At 54.0% G+C, this 22985-nt stretch carries 21 protein-coding genes; 6 read left to right on the forward strand and 15 right to left on the reverse strand.

Annotated features, from left to right (window positions below; translation table 11 throughout):
- Positions 1 to 3: 3 nt before the first annotated feature.
- The 8 genes from C7433_RS18795 to C7433_RS18830 form a co-directional block, all read right to left on the reverse strand.
- A complete protein-coding gene (locus C7433_RS18795; protein ID WP_039342784.1) occupies positions 4 to 1254 on the reverse strand; it encodes a D-amino acid dehydrogenase in 1251 nt (416 codons plus the stop codon).
- A gap of 71 nt (positions 1255 to 1325) precedes the next feature.
- Positions 1326 to 2276 (reverse strand): oligopeptide/dipeptide ABC transporter ATP-binding protein, encoded by a 951-nt coding sequence (locus tag C7433_RS18800; RefSeq protein ID WP_110268708.1) that lies wholly within the window; start codon positions 2274 to 2276, stop codon positions 1326 to 1328.
- The gene (locus C7433_RS18805) at positions 2269 to 3255 is read right to left on the reverse strand and encodes an ABC transporter ATP-binding protein (RefSeq protein ID WP_058701451.1); all 987 of its coding nucleotides are present in this window, start codon (positions 3253 to 3255) and stop codon (positions 2269 to 2271) included. Before C7433_RS18805 ends, C7433_RS18800 begins: the two co-directional genes overlap by 8 nt.
- Positions 3255 to 4148, reverse strand: a complete 894-nt coding sequence (gene ddpC, locus C7433_RS18810) for a D,D-dipeptide ABC transporter permease (RefSeq protein WP_006121090.1) — start codon at positions 4146 to 4148, stop codon at positions 3255 to 3257. The genes C7433_RS18805 and ddpC overlap by 1 nt, the downstream gene beginning before the upstream one ends.
- Positions 4149 to 4151: 3 nt before the next feature.
- Positions 4152 to 5168 (reverse strand): ABC transporter permease, encoded by a 1017-nt coding sequence (locus C7433_RS18815; protein ID WP_054632925.1) that lies wholly within the window; start codon positions 5166 to 5168, stop codon positions 4152 to 4154.
- Between the two features lie 54 nt (positions 5169 to 5222).
- Positions 5223 to 6788 carry an ABC transporter substrate-binding protein gene (locus C7433_RS18820; protein ID WP_110268709.1) on the reverse strand — a complete coding sequence of 522 codons (1566 nt, stop codon included), beginning with the start codon at positions 6786 to 6788 and terminating at the stop codon, positions 5223 to 5225.
- Complete coding sequence (ddpX, locus tag C7433_RS18825) at positions 6785 to 7369, reverse strand: D-alanyl-D-alanine dipeptidase (protein WP_039342773.1); 585 nt, start codon at positions 7367 to 7369, stop codon at positions 6785 to 6787. Before ddpX ends, C7433_RS18820 begins: the two co-directional genes overlap by 4 nt.
- A gap of 18 nt (positions 7370 to 7387) precedes the next feature.
- Positions 7388 to 8254, reverse strand: a complete 867-nt coding sequence (locus C7433_RS18830; protein WP_006121084.1) for a MurR/RpiR family transcriptional regulator — start codon at positions 8252 to 8254, stop codon at positions 7388 to 7390.
- A 611-nt stretch (positions 8255 to 8865) separates the two neighbouring features.
- On the opposite strand from C7433_RS18830, the gene C7433_RS18840 reads away from it, so the two are divergent.
- The 4 genes from C7433_RS18840 to C7433_RS18855 all read left to right on the forward strand — a co-directional run bounded on the left by C7433_RS18840 (position 8866) and on the right by C7433_RS18855 (position 11480).
- Positions 8866 to 9063, forward strand: a complete 198-nt coding sequence (locus C7433_RS18840) for a hypothetical protein (protein ID WP_033738245.1) — start codon at positions 8866 to 8868, stop codon at positions 9061 to 9063.
- A gap of 1 nt (position 9064) precedes the next feature.
- Entirely contained in the window at positions 9065 to 9886 is an 822-nt protein-coding gene (locus C7433_RS18845) for a hypothetical protein (RefSeq protein ID WP_006121083.1), read from the forward strand.
- Positions 9887 to 10018: 132 nt separating this feature from the next.
- Positions 10019 to 10699, forward strand: a complete 681-nt coding sequence (locus C7433_RS18850; protein WP_033738243.1) for an SDR family oxidoreductase — start codon at positions 10019 to 10021, stop codon at positions 10697 to 10699.
- A 124-nt stretch (positions 10700 to 10823) separates the two neighbouring features.
- Positions 10824 to 11480, forward strand: coding sequence for an epoxyqueuosine reductase QueH (locus C7433_RS18855; RefSeq protein ID WP_006121081.1), 657 nt, complete (start codon positions 10824 to 10826; stop codon positions 11478 to 11480).
- 9 nt (positions 11481 to 11489) lie between these two features.
- On the opposite strand, the gene C7433_RS18860 is transcribed toward C7433_RS18855, so the two are convergent.
- The 3 genes from C7433_RS18860 to proP form a co-directional block, all read right to left on the reverse strand.
- Positions 11490 to 11966, reverse strand: a complete 477-nt coding sequence (locus C7433_RS18860; RefSeq protein WP_054632927.1) for a helix-turn-helix domain-containing protein — start codon at positions 11964 to 11966, stop codon at positions 11490 to 11492.
- A gap of 286 nt (positions 11967 to 12252) precedes the next feature.
- Positions 12253 to 13230, reverse strand: coding sequence for a porphobilinogen synthase (gene hemB, locus C7433_RS18865; RefSeq protein ID WP_006121079.1), 978 nt, complete (start codon positions 13228 to 13230; stop codon positions 12253 to 12255).
- A gap of 129 nt (positions 13231 to 13359) precedes the next feature.
- Entirely contained in the window at positions 13360 to 14865 is a 1506-nt protein-coding gene (gene proP / locus C7433_RS18870; protein WP_006121078.1) for a glycine betaine/L-proline transporter ProP, read from the reverse strand.
- 439 nt (positions 14866 to 15304) lie between these two features.
- Between proP and C7433_RS18875 the strand changes: the two genes are divergently transcribed.
- Positions 15305 to 15673 carry a hypothetical protein gene (locus C7433_RS18875; RefSeq protein ID WP_226376310.1) on the forward strand — a complete coding sequence of 123 codons (369 nt, stop codon included), beginning with the start codon at positions 15305 to 15307 and terminating at the stop codon, positions 15671 to 15673.
- A gap of 53 nt (positions 15674 to 15726) precedes the next feature.
- On the opposite strand, the gene C7433_RS18880 is transcribed toward C7433_RS18875, so the two are convergent.
- Entirely contained in the window at positions 15727 to 17307 is a 1581-nt protein-coding gene (locus tag C7433_RS18880) for an EAL domain-containing protein (RefSeq protein WP_054632928.1), read from the reverse strand.
- Between the two features lie 396 nt (positions 17308 to 17703).
- Entirely contained in the window at positions 17704 to 18888 is a 1185-nt protein-coding gene (uxuA, locus tag C7433_RS18885; RefSeq protein ID WP_039342747.1) for a mannonate dehydratase, read from the reverse strand.
- A 147-nt stretch (positions 18889 to 19035) separates the two neighbouring features.
- Here uxuA and C7433_RS18890 point away from each other — a divergent pair, with 147 nt between their 5' ends.
- A complete protein-coding gene (locus tag C7433_RS18890) occupies positions 19036 to 19719 on the forward strand; it encodes a FadR/GntR family transcriptional regulator (RefSeq protein ID WP_110268711.1) in 684 nt (227 codons plus the stop codon).
- Here C7433_RS18890 and C7433_RS18895 read toward each other — a convergent pair.
- Both C7433_RS18895 and C7433_RS18900 read right to left on the reverse strand, forming a co-directional pair.
- On the reverse strand, positions 19708 to 20763 hold the full coding sequence (locus C7433_RS18895; protein ID WP_006121073.1) for an AI-2E family transporter: 1056 nt from the start codon (positions 20761 to 20763) through the stop codon (positions 19708 to 19710). The genes C7433_RS18890 and C7433_RS18895 overlap by 12 nt on opposite strands.
- 228 nt (positions 20764 to 20991) lie before the next feature.
- The gene (locus C7433_RS18900; RefSeq protein WP_110268712.1) at positions 20992 to 22371 is read right to left on the reverse strand and encodes a nucleobase:cation symporter-2 family protein; all 1380 of its coding nucleotides are present in this window, start codon (positions 22369 to 22371) and stop codon (positions 20992 to 20994) included.
- Between the last annotated feature and the right edge of the window lie 614 nt (positions 22372 to 22985).

The following is a 22985-nucleotide window of genomic DNA, read 5'->3' on the forward strand; positions in this document are numbered from 1 at the left end:
CGCTCAGGCATAGCGCGAAACCGCATAGTCTGCGTGCGCAATCTCGGGCTGTTTGCCTGAAATCACATCACTTAACAGTTGGCCGGATCCGCAGGCCATCGTCCAGCCCAGCGTGCCATGTCCGGTGTTCAGCCACAGGTTGGTGAAATGTGTATGACCGACAATCGGCGTGCCGTCAGGCGTCATCGGCCGTAATCCGGTCCAGAAGGTCGCCTGCTCAACGCGGCCGCCACGGGGATAAAGATCGTTTACCACCATCTCAAGCGTTTGCCGTCTCGCGGGCAGCAGGGTTTTGCTGTATCCCACGATTTCCGCCATACCGCCGACGCGGATGCGATTATCAAAACGCGTGATGGCAATTTTATAGGTTTCATCCAGTACCGTGGAAACCGGGGCACCGGCCTCATCGGCGAGGGGAATCGTCAGGGAATAGCCTTTCAGCGGATACACCGGAATGTACATCAGTGGTCGAAGCAACTGGGTAGAGTAAGCGCCAAATGCCATAACGTACCCGTCCGCCGTCAGCGTCTGATCGCCACAGACAATCCCGCTGATCCTGTCACCTTCGGTCAGTAGCGCATCCACCTGCGTGTTAAAGCGGAACGTGACGCCGGCATCGCGCGCCAGGGCGGCAAGTCGCTGGGTAAACAGCTGGCAATCGCCAGTCTCATCGTTAGGCAACCGTAAACCTCCCGTCAACTTGTGCTTTACGTCAGCCAGTGCAGGTTCGACGGTCGCCAGCTGGTCGGCTTCAAGCAGTTGATACGGCACGCCAGCCTCCTGCAGCACGGCAATATCACGCGCTGCGTTTTCAAACTGCTGTTCTGTGCGAAACAGCTGCAGGGTGCCGCCCTGGCGTCCTTCATATTCAATTCCTGTGCTGGCCCGCAGCGCACTGATACAGTCACGGCTGTACTCTGCCAGTCTGACCATCCTGGCTTTATTGACGGCATAGCTGTGAGGATTGCAGTTTTTCAGCATTTGCATCATCCAGGCCAGCTGGAAGCGAGATCCATCCGGCCGTACCGAAAGGGGCGCATGGCGCTGCACCATCCACTTAACCGCTTTAAGCGGCACGCCTGGCGCGGCCCAGGGCGCGGCGTAGCCAGGCGAGATCTGACCGGCGTTGGCGGCGCTGGTACCCAATGCCGGGCCCGCTTCGCGTTCGATCACGGTGACCTGATGCCCTGCCTGCTGCAGATACCAGGCGGTGGTGACGCCCACCACGCCGCTGCCAAGCACAATGATTTTCATCGCAATGTCTTCCTGAAAGAGTGATCGTTAAAAGGTGGTCGCGTTGCGCCACCCGCTTGATGTGTTGTGAATCAGGCATGCATAAGGTTATGGGCCAGCCAGCACCTGACCGCCCGCCCGTCATCCTGAACGCGCAAAGGCTGAGGCGTGGCACAGCCACTTGTTGCCTGCGGACAGCGATCGCGAAAGAAACAGCCGGTTGGCAGGTGGCGGTTACCCGGTAGTTCGGTGTTGACGGGAGCCCCCTCCAGCGGCGCGCCAATGCGTGGCACAGAGTCCATCAGCAATTGCGTATAGGGATGCTGAGGCGAATCGAGAACGTGCTGAGCCGCGCCCAGTTCGACAATCTGGCCCAGATACATGACCGCAACGCGATCGCTCATGTGACGGACGACCGAGACGTTGTGAGAGATCAGGATATACGTCAGATTGTACTGCTGTTGCAGTTCCACCAGCAGGTTCAGAATCTGCGCCTGGACAGAAATATCCAGTGCCGAGGTAGGTTCATCCAGCACAATGATGTCGGGTTGGGAGGACAGTGCCCGGGCGATGGCAATGCGTTGACGCTGACCGCCGGAAAACGCATGCGGTGGACGGTCCAGGTATTCCGGGCGAATCCCCACCTGACGGGCCAGGGATTCAGCCAGGGCGCGTCGCGTTTTTTCTGACGCGCGTGACTGAATCCAGACCGGTTCGGTCATGATACGCCAGACCGGCAGGCGGGGATCCAGTGACGAGAGCGGATCCTGAAAGACCATTTGCATGCGACGTTCCCGGCCTCCGCCAGCGGCGGTGGCCAGGTCAAGCTGACCCGTTGTCGGACTCAGCATGCCCATCAACAGTTTCGCCAGGGTGCTTTTGCCGCAACCGGATTCACCGACAATGCCCAGCGTTTCGCCCTGTCTGACCTGGATATCCAGGCCATTCAGTGCATGAACCCGTTCCGTCACTTTGCCACGCCAGTTCTTCTTCGCAGGAAAGGCAACGTGTACGTTTTGTAGCGTGAGCAGAGCATCAGACATGGCGCGTCTCCTGTTGTGGATACCAGCAGGCCACCTGCTGGGCAGCGTTGCCCGTCGCCTGTAAACGTGGTGCGCGGGTGCAGCGTTCGCCTGCCGCGAAGCAGCGCTCGCGAAACGCACAGCCCGAGGGCAGGCAGGTCAGGTTGGGGACGGTGCCGGAAATGGACGCCAACGGGGCGCGCGGTTCGCTGGCATCGGGCGAGCAGGCAAGCAGGCCAATGGAATAGGGATGGCTCGGTGAATGCAGGACGGTTTCCGTCAGGCCGCTTTCAATGACTGCGCCGGCGTACATGACGTAAATCCGGTCGCACAACTGCGAAACCACCGCCATATCGTGGCTGATAAACAGCACCGCCGTGCCCGTTGCCTCCGCTTTTTGTTTTAACAGGCGCAGTACCTGACGCTGTACGGTGACATCCAGCGCGGTCGTGGGTTCATCGGCAATCAGCAGATCGGGTTCACAGGAAAAGGCCAGGGCGATCATGACGCGCTGACGCATACCGCCGGAAAGCTCGAAGGGATAGCGCGCCATCACGTTCTTTGCGTCCGCGATTTGCATATCGCCCAACAGCGCAAGCGCCCGTGCGTTGGCCTCACGGGCTGACACGGGACGATGTTGTCGAATGACATCCACCATCTGCTTGCCGATGCGGCGAGTGGGATTCAGGGCGGTCATGGGTTCCTGAAAGATCATGGCAACGCGATTGCCGCGCATTTTACGCATCGCGGCCTCACTGGCGGTCAGGACATTCTGTCCCGCCAGTTCCAGTTTGCCGCTTTTGATCTGATAGCTGTGTTCGGGAATCAGCCGCATCGCCAGCATGGCGGTGACCGATTTCCCCGAACCGGACTCCCCGACTACGCCGACAATTTCACCACGGTTAATGTGCATGGACACATTGTTCAGCACATTCACCTCGCCCTGATAGACCGGGAAACTGAGGCGTAAATCCTCAATCGTCAGGATTCTCTCTTGCATCAGTGACGTCCTCCTGCTTTCGGATCCAGCAGATCCTGAATCCCATCGCCAAACAAATTGAATCCAACGGCGGTGATTAAGATCGCCGCGCCGGGGAAGGTGCAGTACCACCACTGGTCCAGCACGTAGTTGCGCCCGTTCGCTACCATCGCGCCCCATTCAGCGGTCGGTTGCTGCGCGCCTAAGCCAATGAAGCCCAGCGTCGCGGCCATCAGAATGGCGCTGCCGATATCCAGCGAGGCCTGTACCACCAGCGGCGGCAGCGCATTACGCAGGATATGCCAGCTAATCAGATGCCAGCGCGAGGCACCAAAGGTTTTGGCGGCTTCGACAAAGGTATGCTGTCTGACAATCAACGTCTGACCGCGTGCCAGCCGGACGTAAAAAGGAATACGCACAATGGCGATGGCGAGCATGGCGTTAAACAGGCTCGGTCCCAGCGCCGCGGCCAGCGCCATGGTCAGCACCAGCGAAGGGATAGACAGCATGATGTCCATCAGGCGCATAATGAGCGCATCGCTGCGACCACCCAGAACACCGGACAGACAGCCCAGTAATGAACCGCTGATGCCCGCCAGCAACACCACGGCCAGTCCGGCCGCGACAGACTGCTGGCTGCCGACCAACACGCGACTAAACAGATCCCGGCCCACTTCATCGGTGCCAAACCAGTGCGCAGCACTGGGCGGCTGAAGACGGTCGGTCAAACTGATGGCATTCGGATCGTGGGGCACCAGCCAGGGCGAGAACACCATCAATCCCAGCATCAGGACAATAATGGCGGCCCCCAGCAGGGTCAGTGGACTTTTACGCACCATCCAGAGCCGACGCTTCCAGACGAGAAGCGTGGGTTTCGCCTGACGTACAGCAGGCTGTTCTTGCGTCATCATCATGCGTTACGCTCCCCGACCCATGCGCGGGTCAATCCACAGATAAAGAAGATCCACAAACAGGTTGACCAGCACGTACGCAAAGGACACGACGATGGCAAAACCCATCACGGCGGGAAAATCGAGTGCCTGAATCGAGGACACCACGTACGCGCCCATACCGGGCCAGGCAAAAACGGTTTCGGTCAGGACGGCACCATACAGCAGGTCACCCAGGGCCAGCCCCAGCACGGTCACAGAGGGGATCAGGGCGTTGGGCAGGGCATAGCGCACGACGATAGTAAACTTAGGCAGTCCGCTCGCCAGCGCGGTGCGAATATAGTCTTCGCTCAACTGTTCCAGCATGGCCGAGCGAATCTGACGCGCCACGATGCCCAGATGGACAAAGGCCAGCGTGGTGGCAGGCAAAATCAGATGCTGCAGGGCGTTCATAAAGACCTCAGTATTGCCCTCCAGCAAGGCATCAACCAGGTAGAAACCGGTGATGCGTGTGGGTGGATCAAGCCAGTCATCCAGGCGTCCGCCGCCGGGCAGCAGGTTCAACTTGCCATAAAACAGGACGATGGCACCCAGTCCCAGCCAGAACGCCGGGGTCGAAATACCGGTCAGCGCCAGCAGACGCACCAGATGATCAAGCCAGCGGTTGCGATAAACGGCAGAAAGCACGCCCAGCGGCACGCCGACCAGCAGCGCGATCAACAGCGCACAAAAGGCCAGCTCCAGCGTGGCGGGAAAGAATGCCCGCAAATCGTCTAACACCGGGCGGCCTGTGCGGATCGAGGTGCCCAGATCGCCATGCAAAAGTTGCTGTACATAACGGATAAATTGTTGCCACAGCGGTAAGTCCAGCCCTAACTGCTGGCGGATGTGTTGGACAATTTCATCACTGGCACGATCGCCGGCCAGCAGCCTGGCCGGATCCCCGGGAATAAGATGCGAAATAATAAACGTAATGACGCAGACGCCAGCGACGACCAACAGCAGTCCCCAGCTACGCTGTCTTAACAGACTCCAGTAACTCATCATGTCTTCCTCAGCAGGGCCAGGCAGGCCCTGCGTGAACGGGCGTGAAGGTTGTTATTCTTTATGCATGGTGGCGAGGTTAAAGATTTGCTCCAGCATCGGATTAAACACGTAGCCTTTAACCGACTTATTCATCGCAACCTGATAATTTTTCTGGAATAAATACACGTAAGCCGCATCGTTAATCACGATCTGCTCGGCCTGCTGGTAATCGCGGGTCCGTTCAGCCTGACTGGTCGTGGAAACCGCTTTCTTCAGCAGCGCATCAACCGCCGGGTTGGAATAAAAAGAGCGGTTGCCGGGCAGACCTTTTTTGTCTGATTCAAACCAGTAGTTCATGAACATGTAGGGATCGGCAAAATCCGGGCTCCAGTTGCCAATGGCAATGTCATAGTCCGCTTTACCGATACGCTCGCGCATGGTGGCGTTGGCCAGTTTTTCCAGCTTAACGTTGATGCCCAGCGTCTTCAGATTGGCCTGCATGGAAAGGGCAATCGGCTCCCAGTTTGGATCGTTGTCCGAATAGAGAAAGGACAACGTCTGCGGTTTGCTGGGCAGTTTAGCCAGTTCAGCCCTGGCTTTATCCATGTTAAAGCTGTACTGCATGGCCTGAGGATCATAGCCCCACATGCCTTCCGGAATCGGACCGCGCATCTGTTTACCGTTGCCGCCCAGAATGCCCTGTACCATGCCCTGGTAGTCGGTCGCCCAGGAGATCGCTCTGCGTAAATCAGGCTGATTCAGCGGTGCTTTGCTGTTGTTCAGATAGAGGTAGGTCACACGCAGGGCGGGATAATCCATGACGGTGACGTCGCCTTGCTTCTTCAGCGCGGCGAACTGGTCTACCGGTAACGCATCGGCAATATCGACATCGCCTTTTGCCAGCTGCAAACGACGGGCAGAGCTTTCGCTGATAATTTTCACGGAAACGCGCTTAAAGGCCGGTTTAGGCCCCGTAAAGTGCGGGTTAGGCACCAGCACCAGCTGCTGACCTTTCTGCCAGCGTTGCAGCATATAGGCACCGGATCCTGCGGTATGCTCGGCCAGATAGCCGCGCGCATCATCGGCGGTGTTCGCTTTCAGCACGGCAGGGTTAATAATGGACGCGCCGTCATTCGCGAGCGTATAAAGAAACGGTGCGAACGGGGTGTTCAGCGTGAAACGCACGGTATGCGGATCGACTACCTCGACTTTCATGTCGGCTGGAAAGGCTTCCGACGGGCCTTGTTTGATACGCATCAGACGCTCAAAAGAGAGCTTAACCGCCTCAGCATTCACGGGTGAGCCATCGGCAAACGCGGCATCCGGACGTAGCGTAAACGTCCAGACCTTGCCATCGTCACTACTCTGCCAGCTTTGAGCCAGATCACCCTCGATCTCCGTGGTGCCTTTACCGTCTTCTGTTTTGTATTTGATCAGGCGCTGGTAGGCAGGATACGTAACGGTCCAGTCATTGTTATCAATCGTCACCGCCGGATCCAGCGTCTGCGGATCGGCCGCTTTTCCGATCACCAGCATGTCTTTCGGTACCGCAGCCAGCACGGATGTCGTCGTGGCCGCGAGGGTAATAGCAAGTAACAAAGGGCGAAAATAACGGGGTGCTGTGTGCGTCATTGTCATGGTAAAACTCCGTCAGTCTGGGCTGGGGATATGCAGGTGAAAACATCGTTAATCAGCGGATAACGGGCCGCTTCCGGTAACTCGAAATGCCACCATTCGGTCGCAATGCCAGTAAAGCCACCGCCAAACATCACGGCATTAAGCAGTAGCCTGTTGCGCTGAGCAGCCAGCGGCACGTCGGGATGGTAGGGGTGCGACAGCGCCTGCATTTCATCAAACCCGGTTCCCATATCCAGAATGTGCCCGTCAGCATCGATTAGCGTGACATCAATCGCGGTGCCACGGCTGTGATTCGAGCCTTGCGATAAAGGCACGACGTAATTCTGATCAGGACAGGCGTGCCAAAGCAGCTCCTGCGCTTTTTGTGGGCGATAGGCGTCCAGCACCAGCAGCGTAAAACCCGCCACGCTGGCAATAGCAATACTTTTCTCCAGCGCGACGGCGGCATCGGGATGCAGCAGGCAGCGGGCTACGCTGTAGATGGGCTGGCCCGTGATGTTATCGGCGGTGGCATATTTCAGATCGATAGTCAGCGCCGGAAAGGCCACTGCGATATCGACCAGCTCTGTTTCCTGCATCATTCTGTAATCCCTGTTTTATCAATGTTCAAACTGACCAAATTCCTGCTGCAACAGTCGGTTTTGTGCCAGGCGCTGAGAAAGCGCGGGGCCAAGGCGTTCGACAACTGCAGACAGCAGAAGGTTGAAAAGGCAACTGATGGGGGCCAGCGAATCCCAAAAATTGGCGGTGTCCGTTTTTACCTGGAGTAAATCCACCGGATAATCCCGGGCCCACGGACACCAGATATCGGTAACCAGCGCCATCGACACGCCACGTGCGGTGGCGACCCGACAAAACTGTCTTGCTACGGTGGAATAGGCTCGCGTATCCGTAAGAATGACGTAAGGCTTTGACGACTCGGAGTTCAGCGACTCCAGCCAACTGCCCGAGCTGCCATCGGCATAGGTCACGCGCGGTCGCAGATATTCCAGATGACTGAAGAAGGTGTTCGCGATGCCCCGGGTGGACTGAATCCCCAACACGATGACGGTTTCGGCCTCGGCTATTTGCTGGCTGATATGGCGAAAGGTCTCCGTCTGCGCCAGCTGGTAGACATAGCGGATAGCCTCTAACTCCATTTGTAGTGACTGGCTGGCCGGATCCGGCAGCGTGCGTTGCTGCTCCCATGAATCAAGGCGGTCAATTACGCCCCATTGCTTGTACGGCGTATTGGGCACATCGCGCAGCAGGTTTTTCACATCATCAAGATTTTTAAATCCCAGCTTGCGCAAATAACGCCCGACAGTAATTCCGCTGGTGCCGGTCGCCTGGGCAATGCTGTCCGCCGTTTCAAAGGGGATTTGTTCGGAATGGCTGAGCAGCCACGAACTTATCCGTTTTTCGCTGGGCGTTTGCTGACTAATGGCAGCCTCGATTTTTTTCAGCAGTTCGGTGTGAGCGCTCATGTCGTCCTCAATGTTACCTGGCTGTCATTGCTCGCAATGTTGTTATTTAAGTAACAAGCACAATGCATGCCAGTTTGCCCTGGCCTGTTAAAAAACAGCCACGTCAGGTGATTATGTGCAACGGAATGGTGGAGTTGATAGCCTGCCGATAAATTAAGCGCAATCGAGGTGCAACGTAATTGAAACTTGCATCACACTAGTGCAACAAAATAACCCGGTAATGTGATCCAGACTGAAGAAACGATGTTTCTCTTTCCGCGTACGAGCAAGTGGCCGATCCTTTACGTCGGGGCCGGCAACAAGGTGCGTACGATGCACGGCGCTGTCGACTGCCGCGATGAGCTGCCATCAGGCGACAAAAGCGGTTTGTGCCCTGTCGTTTTATGGCGTGCATCGGGCAAACCGGATTGCGTTGAGAAGGGCATCGTCGTCAGGGATGAATGAATGCGTTTCGCCATCTTTTATAAAGGGGGGGAGAGCAGAACGCGAAAAAATCAGCAACATTTACCGCTTCGTTAATCAGGCTTTTAAGAATGTTTACCGGCAATAAAATGGCAGCAAAGCCAATTCGGTCACATACTTGTGTTTTTTAACTCAGTAAGTGACCTGTCATGATCAGCTTTGTTCGTTCCTTGTTCGCCAGCCCGGATAAATTCCTCCAGATAATGAGCCGCCAGGACATAAACGACTCCATTGCCGATGGTGAGCGCATTATTATCGATGAAAACGGTAACGCCGCGGTCAATATCCTCAGTGAGGAAGTAAAGGAGGATTTCAACCGGCACGTCAATAGCTTAAAAGGAGTCTGAGGTGGGTACCGCGATTTTTATGGTATTGATGGTAAGTGGTTACTGGTACACCAGTCGGGATCTTTCCAGCCGTTTCAAAATGCGCCGTACCTCTGGCTGGGATGTCTATTTTCTGGTGGCGTTATACGGTTGTATATTCGTGCTTCAGGGGGTTTTTGCCACCGCATTTATTTGGTTTGTCTTATTTATTATTTCCTCCGTTTCCAACGCGCTTTATATTTTCCCCGGCGATCATCTTCAGCTGCAAATGAAGTTTATGAACTGGAGCTTTTTAGGTATTCAGGCACCGGTAGTCATTATGCTGACCTTCGCCATTCTGTTTTGCCTTTATCGCTCGAACTGGGCGGGCAGCGCACGGCTGAATGTCTCTGGCCGAAAAGACCTCTATCAAAAACTCTCCCGTTCTAACGGCGTCGAGCAGATGCTTTTCCAGTGTATGGAGGAGGGGGAACTGGCATGGATCACGCTAAAATCGCGACGCATCTACATAGGCATGGTGCATGCGGCAACTTTTGAATATGAAAGCACCGCCAATATCGTGCTCATTCCGATGCTGAGCGGTTATCGCGACAGCCATACATTAAAGCTGGCGGTCGAACATAATTACAGTAGCTGGTACGCCGAGCACGGCATCACGCTGGATTCAGAACCTAAAAATGCCATGGCGTTTCGCAAAGTGATCATGCTGGACCAGATCGAGAGCTTCTCATTGTTCGATCCCGCCAGCGCGACAGCCCTGGCAATGGGGGAAGATCATCCGCAGAGTGTGGAAAAGAGCCGGGATGGCAACAAATCTTCGCCGCCTGATCAGCAGATTGAATAACCCAGGCAGGGCGTATCAGGACACACAGCAGGGTCGGAGCGGCGGTATCCGCACAAAACAGCCTGTATAATGCAGTGCGTGCGCTAACCCGCCTCTACTCTGCTTACTGACTTCATCAACGAGGACAATCCTATGGCTCATCAGGGGAAAATCTTAGTTATCGGCGCGTCGCGCGGCATCGGACTCGCCGTGGTTAACGCGTTTGTAGCCCATCACTGGCAGGTGACGGCCACATACCGCAGTGCTATTCCGCCACAAGGCGAGCACCCTGAGGTTGACTGGCATCAAGTGGATATAACGGATACCGACGCGGTTAAACACGTTGCGGTCCAGCTGAGTGGAGAGCCTTATGACGCCATTTTGATTAATGCAGGCGTTTACGGGCCAGCGCATCAAAAGTTGGCCGAGACGGATGACAGCGAACTGATGCAGCTGTTCCTGACCAATGCCGTCGCGCCGGTACGTTGCGCTGAGATTTTGCTGCCGTTGCTGAATCAGCAAAAGGGCGTGATTGCGTTAACGTCTTCGCAGCTTGCCAGCCTGAATGAGAACCGCAGCGCGGACGCTCCTCTGTATTCGGCCAGTAAAGCGGCGCTCAATATGTTGACCCGTTCCCTTGCCAGAGGGGTAGAAGCGCAGAATGGCACGCTGTTAACGCTGCATCCCGGCTGGGTGAAAACGGATATGGGCGGCGATAAGGCCCCCCTTACGGCTGAAAAAAGCGCGGAAGGGATCTTCACGCAGTTGACGATGTTTCAGGGGCGCGGTGGTCACCACTATGTGGACTACGCGGGAAAAACGCTGCAATGGTAATGGCGTAAAGGAATTCGCCCTCAGGCCTTCACTACAGGCAGGGGCGATCCGATACACTGAAGTTTTGCAACAGACCTGTCCCGGCATTACACTGCCTTTTTTATTTCATTCATTGAAGGTGCTTATGTCTCAGCCCTATCAGCGTCAACCGCTACCGTTGCCCGGTGGACACAAAAAAGTGCTTCTGCACTCCTGCTGTGCGCCCTGTTCAGGGGAAGTCATGGAAGCCATGCTGGCCTCCGGCATTGAATACACGATCTATTTCTATAACCCGAATATTCATCCGCTTAAAGAGTACGAACTGCGTAAAGAGGAGAATATCCGCTTTGCTGAAAAGTTTAATGTGCCTTTTGTCGATGCAGATTACGATCGTGATGACTGGTTTAAACGGGCCAAAGGCATGGAATGGGAGCCTGAGCGTGGTGAGCGATGCACCATGTGCTTCGATATGCGTTTTGAGCGTACGGCGCTCTATGCGCATGAAAATGGTTTTCCTGTTATCACCAGTTGTCTGGGAATTTCCCGATGGAAGAACATGCAGCAGATTAATGACTGCGGTGTCCGTGCGGCGGCAAAATATCCCGATTTGACCTACTGGGAATTTAACTGGCGCAAAGGCGGCGGCTCGGCGCGTATGATCGAAATCAGTAAGCGCGAAAGCTTTTATCAGCAAGAGTACTGCGGATGTATTTACTCATTACGCGATACCAATCGTCATCGTGTTGCCAACGGGCGAGAGCGAATTCAGATTGGCGTGCAATATTATAAGCCGGACGAGTAACGCCTGTATTTAAAAAAAGCGGACTAAATCGTCGCTGCTCCGGGTGTCATTTATTCCGCTGTAAACCGGCTTTTTTGCCTTTTTCGGCGTCCGTATGCAGAGACTACAGGGATGCGCACCGGTGGACGTGGCGCTGTCCGTTCCCCCTTTCATTTGTCTTTTGCGGCAAACGCTGGGCGTACAGCCCATCATCTGTTTAAACGAGCGCGTAAAAGATTGTTGGCTTTCAAAATGGTATTTAACGGCCAGATTGATAATAGGTGTACGGCTGTTTTTGAGATCGTTAATACAGGATATTAATTTCTTCTTGCGAATATAGCGTGCAAGCGTTTCATCGTTATAGCGGGAAAATAACTTCTGCAGATACCATTTTGAATAGCCCGCCTTTTCCGCAATATCATCAATGCTTAATCGCTGATCGAGATTTTCATTAATCCATTCAGTAACAGAAATAATTACGCTCTCATTGTATTTGTTCTCATTCATAACACCCCCTTAAATAATGAGGATGATTTTAAATTAACATATGTTTCTCAAAATAGGAGTTACGTAAAGATTCTCAAGGAAGTGCATGGTTATTTCCAGGAATGTGAAATAACATGATGAGCAATTATATTTATGCGTGATATGTATATTATTTGTTGCAAAGGTGGGAGGGGTGACTTTGTGGTACTATTACATAACGTTACCATGCCGAAAGTAAAATGTCACCCTGAGCAAAGTTAAAACAGGCCTCTCTGCGACACGTTGTCGCATCGCAGAGAACGACTGCCTACAGCAGATTTTGCTCCGCCAGGTCGAGCGCAAAATAACTGAAGATCAGATCGGCACCCGCACGTTTAATGGCCCCCAGGCTCTCAAGCACCACGTTACGTTCATCAATCGCGCCGGCCTGCGCGGCAAATTTAATCATCGCATATTCACCGCTGACCTGATAAGCCGCCAGGGGAAGCTCAGTGCGTTCACGAATGTCGCGCAGGATGTCCAGATAGGCGCCAGCCGGTTTCACCATCAGCGAATCGGCACCTTCGGCGGCATCAATCAGTGATTCGCGAATGGCCTCGCGGCGATTCATGGGGTTCATCTGATACGTTTTGCGATCGCCTTTCAGCGCGGTTCCGGCGGCTTCACGGAACGGGCCGTAGAAGGATGACGCAAATTTGGTGGAATAAGACATAATCGCCGTTTGCGTAAAGCCCGCAGCATCCAGTGCCTGGCGGATAGCCTGCACCTGACCATCCATCGCGGCCGAGGGCGCGATAAAGTCAGCGCCTGCCGCTGCCGCGACAACGGCCTGCTTACCCAGGTTGATAAGGGTTGCGTCGTTATCCACGCCGTGATCGCACAGCACGCCGCAGTGGCCGTGGCTGGTGTATTCACAGAAGCAGGTATCCGACATCACAATCATTTCAGGCACGGTATCTTTGCAAATGCGCGACATCCGTGCGACCAGGCCGTTTTCATTCCAGGCATCGCTGCCGGTCGCGTCGGTATGATGAGAAATCCCGAAGGTCATCACGGAGCGGATGCCTGCCCTGGCGATACGTTCAATCTCGTGGGCCAGACGTTTTTCCGGGATACGCCTTACGCCTGGCATAGCCTGAATGTCTTTATAGTCATCAACGCCTTCCTCAACAAAAATGGGTAAAGCCAGGTCGTTGATACTGAGGGTGGATTCCTGAAACATTGCACGCATGGATGCGCTGGCGCGCAATCTTCTGGGACGTTGGGTAAGGGAAAAATCAGACATAGTTACTCACGTAGCTAATTCAAATAAGACGGACAGTCTACTCCGATTAAGAGCAGGCGATGAAGGTTTGTGTGCGGTGCGCTGAGAGAATAAAACGTCTCCCGCCACATGGGCGGGAGACGGGGGAGCTTACTCGTTAATGTCCGGGTGCTGCTGCACCAGATTTTTACGTTTCGCTTCGAGACGGGCGATTTCTGCGTCGATATCTTCGATTTTCTGTTCGATGTTATCGTGGTGTTCCTGAAGGATTTCGCGCGCCTCTTCTAAATCTGATGCGGCAGGCGTCGCCCCTTTCAGCGGCTTATTCGCGGTCTCTTTCATGTAAAGACCGGTAATCAGACCGACCACCGCCACGACCATCAGATAGTACGCGGGCATGTAGAGGTTGTTGGTCGCTTCGACCAGCCAGGCCGCGGCCGTTGGCGTCAGACCGGCAATCAATACCGAAATATTGAAGGCGCTGGCTAAGGCGCTATAACGAATATGCGTAGGGAACATTGCAGGCAGAGACGATGCCATCACACCCGTAAAGGCATTCAGGATTACCGCCAGTAGTAGCAGTCCGGCAAAAATCATTCCCAGCACGCCGCTGTTGATCATCATAAAGGCGGGAATAGCAAAAACCATCAACGCAATACTGCCCAGAATCACAAACGGACGGCGGCCAAAACGGTCGCTCAGCATGCCCATTACCGGCTGTACAAACAGCATCCCCATCATGATGGCGATGATGATCAGCACGCCATGATCTTCCGAGTAATGCAGGTTGTGTGACAGATAACTTGGCATGTAGGTGAGCAGCATGTAGTAGGTCACGTTGGTCGCAATGACCAGGCCGATACAGGCTAACAGGCTGCGCCAGTGTTTGGTGGCGATCTCTTTGAAAGAGACTTTCGGACCATCACGCAGGCCTTCGCGATCACCCTGTTCCAGCTTATCAACGTGCTGCTGGAATGCTGGCGTTTCTTCCAGCGCATGACGCAGATATAAACCAATAATGCCCAACGGCAAGGCCAGGAAGAAAGGAAGACGCCAGCCCCACTCAAGGAAGTTCTCTTCGCCAATAATGGTCGAGATCAGGACGACAACGCCCGCACCCAGCACAAAACCGGCAATAGAACCGAAGTCGAGCCAGCTTCCCATAAAGCCACGTTTGCGGTCCGGTGAATACTCCGCCACGAAAATCGATGCGCCGGTATATTCCCCGCCGACGGAAAAGCCCTGCGCCATTTTGGCCAACAGCAGCAAAATCGGTGCCCAGATGCCGATGGAGGCGTAAGAGGGAATCAGACCAATACAGAACGTACTGACCGACATAATGACAATGGTAATGGACAGTATTTTCTGACGGCCATATTTATCACCCAGCATGCCGAAGAACAGGCCACCCAGAGGACGAATCAGAAAAGGAACAGAGAACGTTGCCAGGGCGGCAATCATTTGAATGCCCGGTGAGGCATCCGGAAAAAAGACTTTACCTAAGGCATAAGCCACAAAGCCATAAACACCAAAATCAAACCACTCCATGGCGTTACCCAACGACGCGGCGGTAATGGCTTTTCGTAAACGGGCATCATCAATGATGGTCACATCATCGATCCCAATCGGTTTTACACGCTTCCTACGCAATTTCATAGAATTACCCTGTAATGGAACATGAAAGTCCTCAACGGCGCGAACCGACCACAGCGTTCAGACCGCTGCGTTGAGGAAATTTAAGCATAGCCGTAAAACAGCATTATCTGTCGACGTATAAATACAACGAAAACTGCCGTGATTCATTTCATCGACCGCAGAGTATAACGTTTTTGTGTGATATTTGTCATGTTTGGCCTGAAAGTGACCAACTCTGCCTTGTGTTTACACCAGTCTTACTGGCTAAAAAAAGAAGCAGGCGAACGCGATTGCCTGGTAACGATACGTGCCGATCGCAAGTGAAAATGCGCTCTGACGCATTACAGGTTAAAATTACTTATGATTTTTCGTGTTGACTGTTGAGGCTTGCCTAATCAATTCCCTTCAGTAATACTCATCCCCCTTGATTTGGATAGAAATTGTCAAGGAGGATATCGCCATGAGCCAAAATCCCTGGGTGGCGCTCATCGATAGTGTGGAAAAAAAATTAATCTATCCTGCCACTCTGTTGTCCGCTGACCGGCAGCGCGGCGAGAGGACACAGATGGACTCTGCGCCGGGTTGGTTTCGCTGTCGGGGGAAACGCTGGATAAACCGACTGACAAAGCTGAGCGAAACGCTTATCACGTCGACGACAACGGGGAAGCAGTGCTCGGCATATGAAGAATGCCAGCAGTTACTCCAGCAGTCGGTGCCAACGCTACAGCGGCTAAGCCAGCGTACCCGTCGGCCCTGTGAAGGCCTGTCTGTCTGCCAGCAGGAAGAAACGGTAGCCGTCGCATTGCGCGCGGCACGTAAACGGCGCTAAATCCCTACAAAATCATCTCGTGCTGTTGTCATCCGATGGTGACCTGATGTGCTCTAGAGCGCTTCAGGAGGCACTGGCAAATGACCATATTTTTCCATCCATGCAATGAAGGCGCTGTTTTCCATAGGGCGGGCATAAAAATAGCCTTGCACGAAGGTTACACCGTGCTGTTGCAGGTAGTGGAATTGCAGTGCAGTTTCAACACCTTCACCTAATACCTGTAGCTTAAGCTTGTGGCTCAGGCTGATAATGGCGTCCAGCACAGGCGTTTCGCCATCCAGTGATTCAATGGCATTAATAAAGCCCCGATCGATTTTGAGATAGTCCAGCGCGAAAGTTTGCAGATAACTGAGCGAGCAATGGCCGGTTCCGAAGTCATCAATCGCGACTTTCATCCCCGCCGCACGCAATCTTTCCAGTTTGTCCGCCACCACGTTACCTTCCTTAATCAGGCTTCGTTCGGTCAGCTCCAGAGTGAGGTTAAATTCCGTTACTGCCATCTTTTCCGCGAAGCTCAGCATCTCATCGACGAAGTCTGGATGCTGAAGATGGTCGGCGGCCACGTTAATTGCCAGATGAAAACCGGGATTCGTTTTCCACTGCCGCGCGTCTTCAACGATTAAATCCATTAAATGGCGGGTAACGGGAATGATCATTCCCTCGGCTTCCGCCGCGCTGATGAAGGTATCGGGACGTACGCTGTCACCATTGGGCAGCGTCCAGCGCAAAAGGGCTTCTGCGCCGGTGCAGCGTTTAAGCGCATAGCTGTAGGTGGGCTGATAGTGCACGCTGAACTGCCCGGAACGAATGGCGCGACGAATGTCATCTGCCCATGAAAATCGCCGGCGTAGCCATGATGCCGTGAGAATCATCAACAAAACGGAAAACACGGAAGCAAAAGGCATAATCAGGAGCAACAACTGTTTCAGTGCTTTTATGCGTTCTGTGCCCGGTGCCAGTAGCGTTACGCTGATGGGATAGCGCGATGACGTGGCGCGATAAAGTTGAGGAGAAGGCCCGGTATCCCCGGTAAAATCATGTTCACCTGACACAATTGACGCACCGTCACTGAAGCGCATCGTGATCTGATAATCGTGCGTGCTCCCTAACGCACTCATAAAATCGATGAGATATTGCCCTTCCACCATTACCCAGACGGCTCTGCCTGCGGTAAGGTTACGCACAAAGATGACGGCGGGCCGGTCGGGTACGCTGTAGGAGCCGCGCAGAGACAAACTCCACCCGTCTTTGCGCGCCACCGGCGGCGTTACGCCAATCATCGCTTTCAGGGTTGAGGGTTTATTACCGTAAGCCGAAGAGCAGGTGATCACGTCGTTTTCCAGCGTGCCCAGGCCACGAAAATAGGGATAAAGCGTGCCGTTAAGCCGCAATGCATGCTCAATTTGCTCGCAGGGCTGCTCCTCGTACTGCCGAAGCCAGGCAATCATGCTCCAGGCGTTGTCGCTGATTTTTTCTGCCTGAGACAGTAAAGTCGCTGCCGTGTTGATCTGTTGCTCGCGCACAGTTTGACGCGCATCAATGGCACAAAAAAACAGTCCCAGAAGGAGTGGCAGGACGCCAGCAAAGACGATAAGTAGCCTGGTATGGGCCGGTTTTTCTTTAATCAGCGGCACCGTATAACCTCTGAATTGTAATCATGTTTTTGAGCGGTGCTAAGGGTTTATTCAGCATAGCACGCCAGTTCACACCACGGGTGAACGGTCGGATATCCTTTGCCTCCGATAATCGTCATTATCGGCCTCGTCCATAATTTATTGACAGAAAATTCATGCCCGGATTGGGTGAAAGACGGCATATGACAGAGTGTACTGATGAAAGTGAATACTCACATTTTCTGCTAAGTGTTCCTGTGGCCGGCAGGCAAGCCGTGCGCGCGGGGCAAAAGAATGTCCCCGCGCGGTGGAGAAAGCAAAAGGGCATTGACGCCGCAGGCACGGACCACATGCGCCGGGTCAACCGAACACGATGGCTTCTGGTCTGGCACGTCCCTCCAGCGGCACAGTGGTGGGCTAATCCTGGAAGTAGATTTGCTTCAGCGCGACTTCTACGCCACGCAGCTCGGCCAGCCCCTTGAGCCTGCCTATTGCTGAATAGCCCGGATTGGTGCGCTTGTGCAAATCGTCCAGCATCTGATGACCGTGATCGGGACGCATAGGAATAGCGCGTAGATTGCCTGCACGGCGACGGCGCTGCTCCTCAGCCAGAATCACTTTGATGACGCCAACCATATCAACGTCTCCCGCCAGATGAGCGGCTTCGTGGAAGCTGTTGGGGTTTGCTTCGCGTTTTGTGGCGCGTAAATGCACGAAGTTAATACGATCGGCAAAGGTTTCGGCCATCGTAACCAGTGGGTTATCGTCGCGAACGCCGTACGATCCTGTACAGAAGCAGAATCCGTTATGCAGGCTGTCGACAGTCTCTTTCAGCCACTGCATATCCTCTTGGGTGGAGACAATGCGCGGCAGGCCAAGAATAGGACGCGGCGGATCGTCGGGATGTACCGCCAGTTTGATGCCCACCTCTTCTGCCACTGGCACAATAGCCCGCAGGAAGGTGGCCATATGCTCGCGCAGTCTGGCTTTATCAATGCCATCATATTGGGCCAGCTGGGCCTGGAACTGTTCAAGCGTGTAGCCTTCTTCCGCACCGGGTAAACCCGCAATGATGTTGCGCACCAGCGTGGCTTTCTCTTCTTCGTTCATCGCGGCAAAACAGGCAGCAGCGGCCTGCTGCTCGGCGGGGCTGTATTCTTTTTCCGCACCGGGACGTTTTAACAGGTACAGTTCAAACGCAGCAAACGCATCGGCGTCAAACCGCAACGCTTTCGCCCCATCCGGCAAGGTCCAGGCCAGATCGGTACGCGTCCAGTCAAGCACCGGCATAAAGTTGTAGCACACGGTATCGATCCCGCAGGCGGCCAGATTACGAATCGACTGCTGATAGTTGGCGATATAGCGCGAATAATCGCCCCGTTGCGTTTTAATGGATTCGTGAACGGGAATGCTTTCAACAACAGACCAGGTGAGTCCTTTTTCCGCCAGTAGCGCCTGACGCGCTTTGATTTCGGCTACGGGCCACACGTCGCCGTTTGGGATGTGATGAAGTGCCGTAACAATACCGGTTGCACCTGCCTGGCGAGCATCGTCCAGTGAAACAGGATCGTTGGGGCCGTACCAGCGCCATGTATGTTCCATTATTACTCCTTTATGAACGGGTGGCCCAGTGGTCAGGCCGCTGGACCAAGAGTAAATTAGCGCGTAAATTAAGGCCGTGATCCGGATCGCAGCATAGTAAATACGTCCGGCTGGATTCTGCAAAGACGGCCATAACAGGAGAAGGTGATGGTGCTACCGGTGCTGAAAACTGAACGACTTTATCGACAGATCGCCAATGCCATTATCGCGGGCATTCAGCGTGGGGATTTCGTACCCGGCGGTGCGTTGCCACCGGAGCGAGAGCTGGCAAAGCAGTTGGGCGTCAGTCGCTCGTCCGTGCGTGAAGCGCTGATTGCGCTTGAAATGACGGGCTACGTCACTATCCAGACCGGAACGGGCGTATTTGTCGCCCAAACCCTGCCTCAGCCCTCAGCGGTCAAAGACACCGAACATTTCAGCCTGCAGGATCTTTTACAGGCGCGCGAAGCCTATGAAAGTCTGCTGGCAGGAATGGCGGCGCGTAACGGCAGTAAGGCGCAACGTGAGCGGCTCATGGCGATGAGCATCAGTCTCCAGCAATTTAATGAAAACGATGCGGCGTTTATAGAACAGGATAAAGCCTTTCATCTTTTGATTAGCGAGATGAGCGGTAACGATCTGCTGCGGGAGATGATGGAAAACCTGTGGAACAAACGCGACAGCGCGCATTTTCGTCGGCTGGAACGCCATTATGCCGACAATACCTTTGCTGACGAAATGAACGCCGACCATCAGTGCATTGCAGAGGCCATTGTCGGGGGAGATGAGCAGGCTGCACAGGCTGCGATGAGAGCGCATCTGCAGCATGTGCAGCAGCGTTTACTTGGTTAGCAGCCGGGCAGGTTTAGGACGTCCGGTGCCCAGCATGATTGCCAGCCGGCTTCCGCCTGGCGTGGTTTCCATCAAAATTTTTGTAATGCTGGTCAGCGGTACGGAGAGCAGCATACCGACCGGACCCAACAGCCAGCCCCAGAAGATCAAGGACAGAAAGACCACCAGTGTCGACAATCCCAGTCCGCGCCCCATGATGCGCGGCTCTAACATATTGCCAAACACCATATGAATGGCGGTAAACAGCGCCGCCACCATCGCCGCGTCAAACACACTGTTCAGCAACAGTGCCTGCAGGAAAGGGGGAATACCGGCGATAATCGGCCCGATATTGGGAATAAAATTCAGGATAAAGGCTACCACGCCCCACAGTAACGCAAATTTCACATCCAGCAGGTACAGCGTCAGCCAGACCGAGATACCGGTAATCAGGCTGATCAGCGTTTTTAACGCCAGGTAATGCGTCACGCCTTTAAGCGCTTTGTGTAAACCCGCAATACGAATTTTGGGGTTCACAAACGAGTTGCGCATTTTGTAAGGCAGGTGGTGCACTTCAAACAGCATAAAGACGACGGTAAGGATCAACAGGACAGTATTGGTCATTGCGCCTGAAAAACCACTCAGCGCCACGCTGGCCAGATTCATCAATGTGTTGGGATCGAAGCGCTGAACCAGCGCATCGGTAGAGACATTCAGATGAATGCTGGCCGCCAGATGCTGAACGACCAGCATTTTCTTTTCCATGATGGTGCGCAGTTGAGGATAGAGATCGTAAAACTCACTCATGGAGCTGGCCAGTACAGCCCCCAGCAGCAAAATCACAACAAAAATGACCGTGATCACCAGCGTAATCGCCATCCCGCGCCGCAGTCCGCGCCGCATCAGTATCGTGACTAAGGGATTCAACACAATGGCAAAAAACGCCGCCAGGAGTAACGGCACCAGAATATCGGAAGCGGCTCTTATCCCGGCAAGGATAATCACTAACATCGCCAGTTTGATTAAGATATTTTGTCCAATTCTTTCCTGCTGCAACCCGTTCATTCGTTCTCTCTACGCATAAATAACTGATTGAAGTGTAGTTGAAGGAAAAATCAGAAGCGGATTCGTTGAGGAAAAGGGTAAGCGAGGCGAGACGGTGACGGGAAACAGGACGCGAAAGGGTGTTAAGCGTCCTGATGCCGCGGCGGACAATGGCGACTGTCACTGCGATATGCTGTCAACAGCGATGCCGCCGCAATGAAACGACGCAGGCGACCGCCTGCCGCCGCCTTACACTGAGGGCGCAGATTCCTCTTTCGTGGCGTCCTGTGGCACCGGCTCCTGCCCGCCGGGAATCAGAATATTCAGCACGATGGCAACAATCCCGCCGCTGGTGGCGGCTGAACCAAACAGGTTCGCAAACAGGGGCGGCAGATGTGAAAGGGCAGCAGGCACGGACTCAATCCCTAAGCCGAAGCTCAAGGCCAGGCCGACAATCAGCATCTCTCTGCGCGTCAGCGCGGTCTGGCTGAGAATACGAATGCCGGCCGTTACCACGCAGCCAAACATCACCATGGTCGCGCCACCCAGGACGGGCGTGGGAATCTGACGCAACGCTTCGCTAAACGGCGGAAACAGAGCCAGTAAAATCAGCATCACACCGATATAGCGGCCAACAAAACGGCTTGCCACACCGGTCATCTGTATGACGCCGTTGTTTTGCGCAAAGGTGGTATTTGGAAAGGCACTCAGCATGGCGGCAATCATACAACTCAGTCCGTCAGCCAGAATGCCGCCTTTCAGGCGCGCACTGAACGCTTTATCCGTAATCGACTTACCGGAGATCAGGTGGTTTGCGGTAAGATCGCCTACCGCCTCAATGATGCAGACCAGTGAAACCAGCACCACAGGCACAAAAAGACTGCTGTTGAAGTGAAAGCCAAACGGAAACAGCGCGGGCAGGCGAAACAGGCTGTCCCCCAAACCATGCACCTGAAATTTGCCGCTCAGTGCCGCCGCGATGCAGCCGGTGAGAATGCCGACCACGATGGATGACAGACGCAGCCAGCGGTTCCCCGAACAGCTCAGCAGCACGATCACGCCAAGCGTCAACGCCCCCAGGGCGAGGTTGCTAAGGCTGGCAAAATCCTGTGCATTCTGACCGCCGCACCAGTTAATCACGCTGACCTTAATCAGGCTGATACCGATTAACGCAATCACGCTTCCCGTCACGACCGGCGTAAAGACCCGTTTTAAGGTATCAATAAAGCGGCTGACGATAACCGGAACCAGCGCGGCCACGGCGTTGACGCCAAACAGCATCGCCATAATGTCCTCAGGGCTGCCGCCCTGGGCTTTGACCCACAGGCCACCTGAAATGGCGACGCCGAGAAAAGCAAAGCTGGTGCCCTGCATGCATATCATGCCTGCGCCCACGCCCCACACGCGATTTGACTGCAGAAAGGTGCCGATGCCCGAAGCAAGGAGCGACATACTAATTAAATACGGAAGCCAGGCTTCCAGACCAAGCGCGGTGCCAATCAGCAAAGGCGGCGTGATAATCCCGACCAGACCTGCCAGTACATGCTGCGATGCGCTAAAGAAAGCCTGCACAGGCGGAATTCGCTGATCAAGGCCGTACAGTAAGCCACTGTTTTTTTCGTCAGACACGGTTATCTCATCTCAGTGCGGGGAAGTCACCGGATGTTGCATAAAGCAGGCCAGGTTTATCTGATAAACGTTCCTCTGCTATCAATGCCTTTAAAATCATAGGGATAATGTTGTGATGAAGCGCGTCGCTCGCCCGGGAAAGGTGAAACACATGATTCCTGATGGGGCGGAGAAGAAATTATTGGTTCATAAAATGACGATTAACGCCTTTTTTGCACTGCGTTAGTGCGTAGTGATGTTTTTTCACCAGACAACTGTCCTCATGGCCAGCAGCCATTTTTCTGGCCGACTCTCAGCAAAAAGAAAATGTATATTTCATATTTAAAATTAATGAAAAATATCCGGGCTGCTTAAGGCCATTCAGGCCGAAAACCTTTCATCCCGCAAAGGCGTTAAATCGCCCTGAAGCGACAATGTCATGGGGACCCCGATTACACTGTCAGCGATGACGAGCCAGAATGGCCGCCGCGAAGGCGTCAATCCTTTATGAAAACAGAAATGCGATCTGTGCCGCTAAAAAGTAATTTTCCAAAAATATCTATTTGAAAAATTTATTCCATTGTAATAGTTTTCCAGCATGCTTTTGGCTTTTCCTGCCCAGCCAGCATGCCACT

Origin of the sequence: Pantoea sp. PNA 03-3, from assembly GCF_003201175.1 — a bacterium.
Classification (GTDB): Bacteria; Pseudomonadota; Gammaproteobacteria; order Enterobacterales; family Enterobacteriaceae; genus Pantoea; species Pantoea stewartii.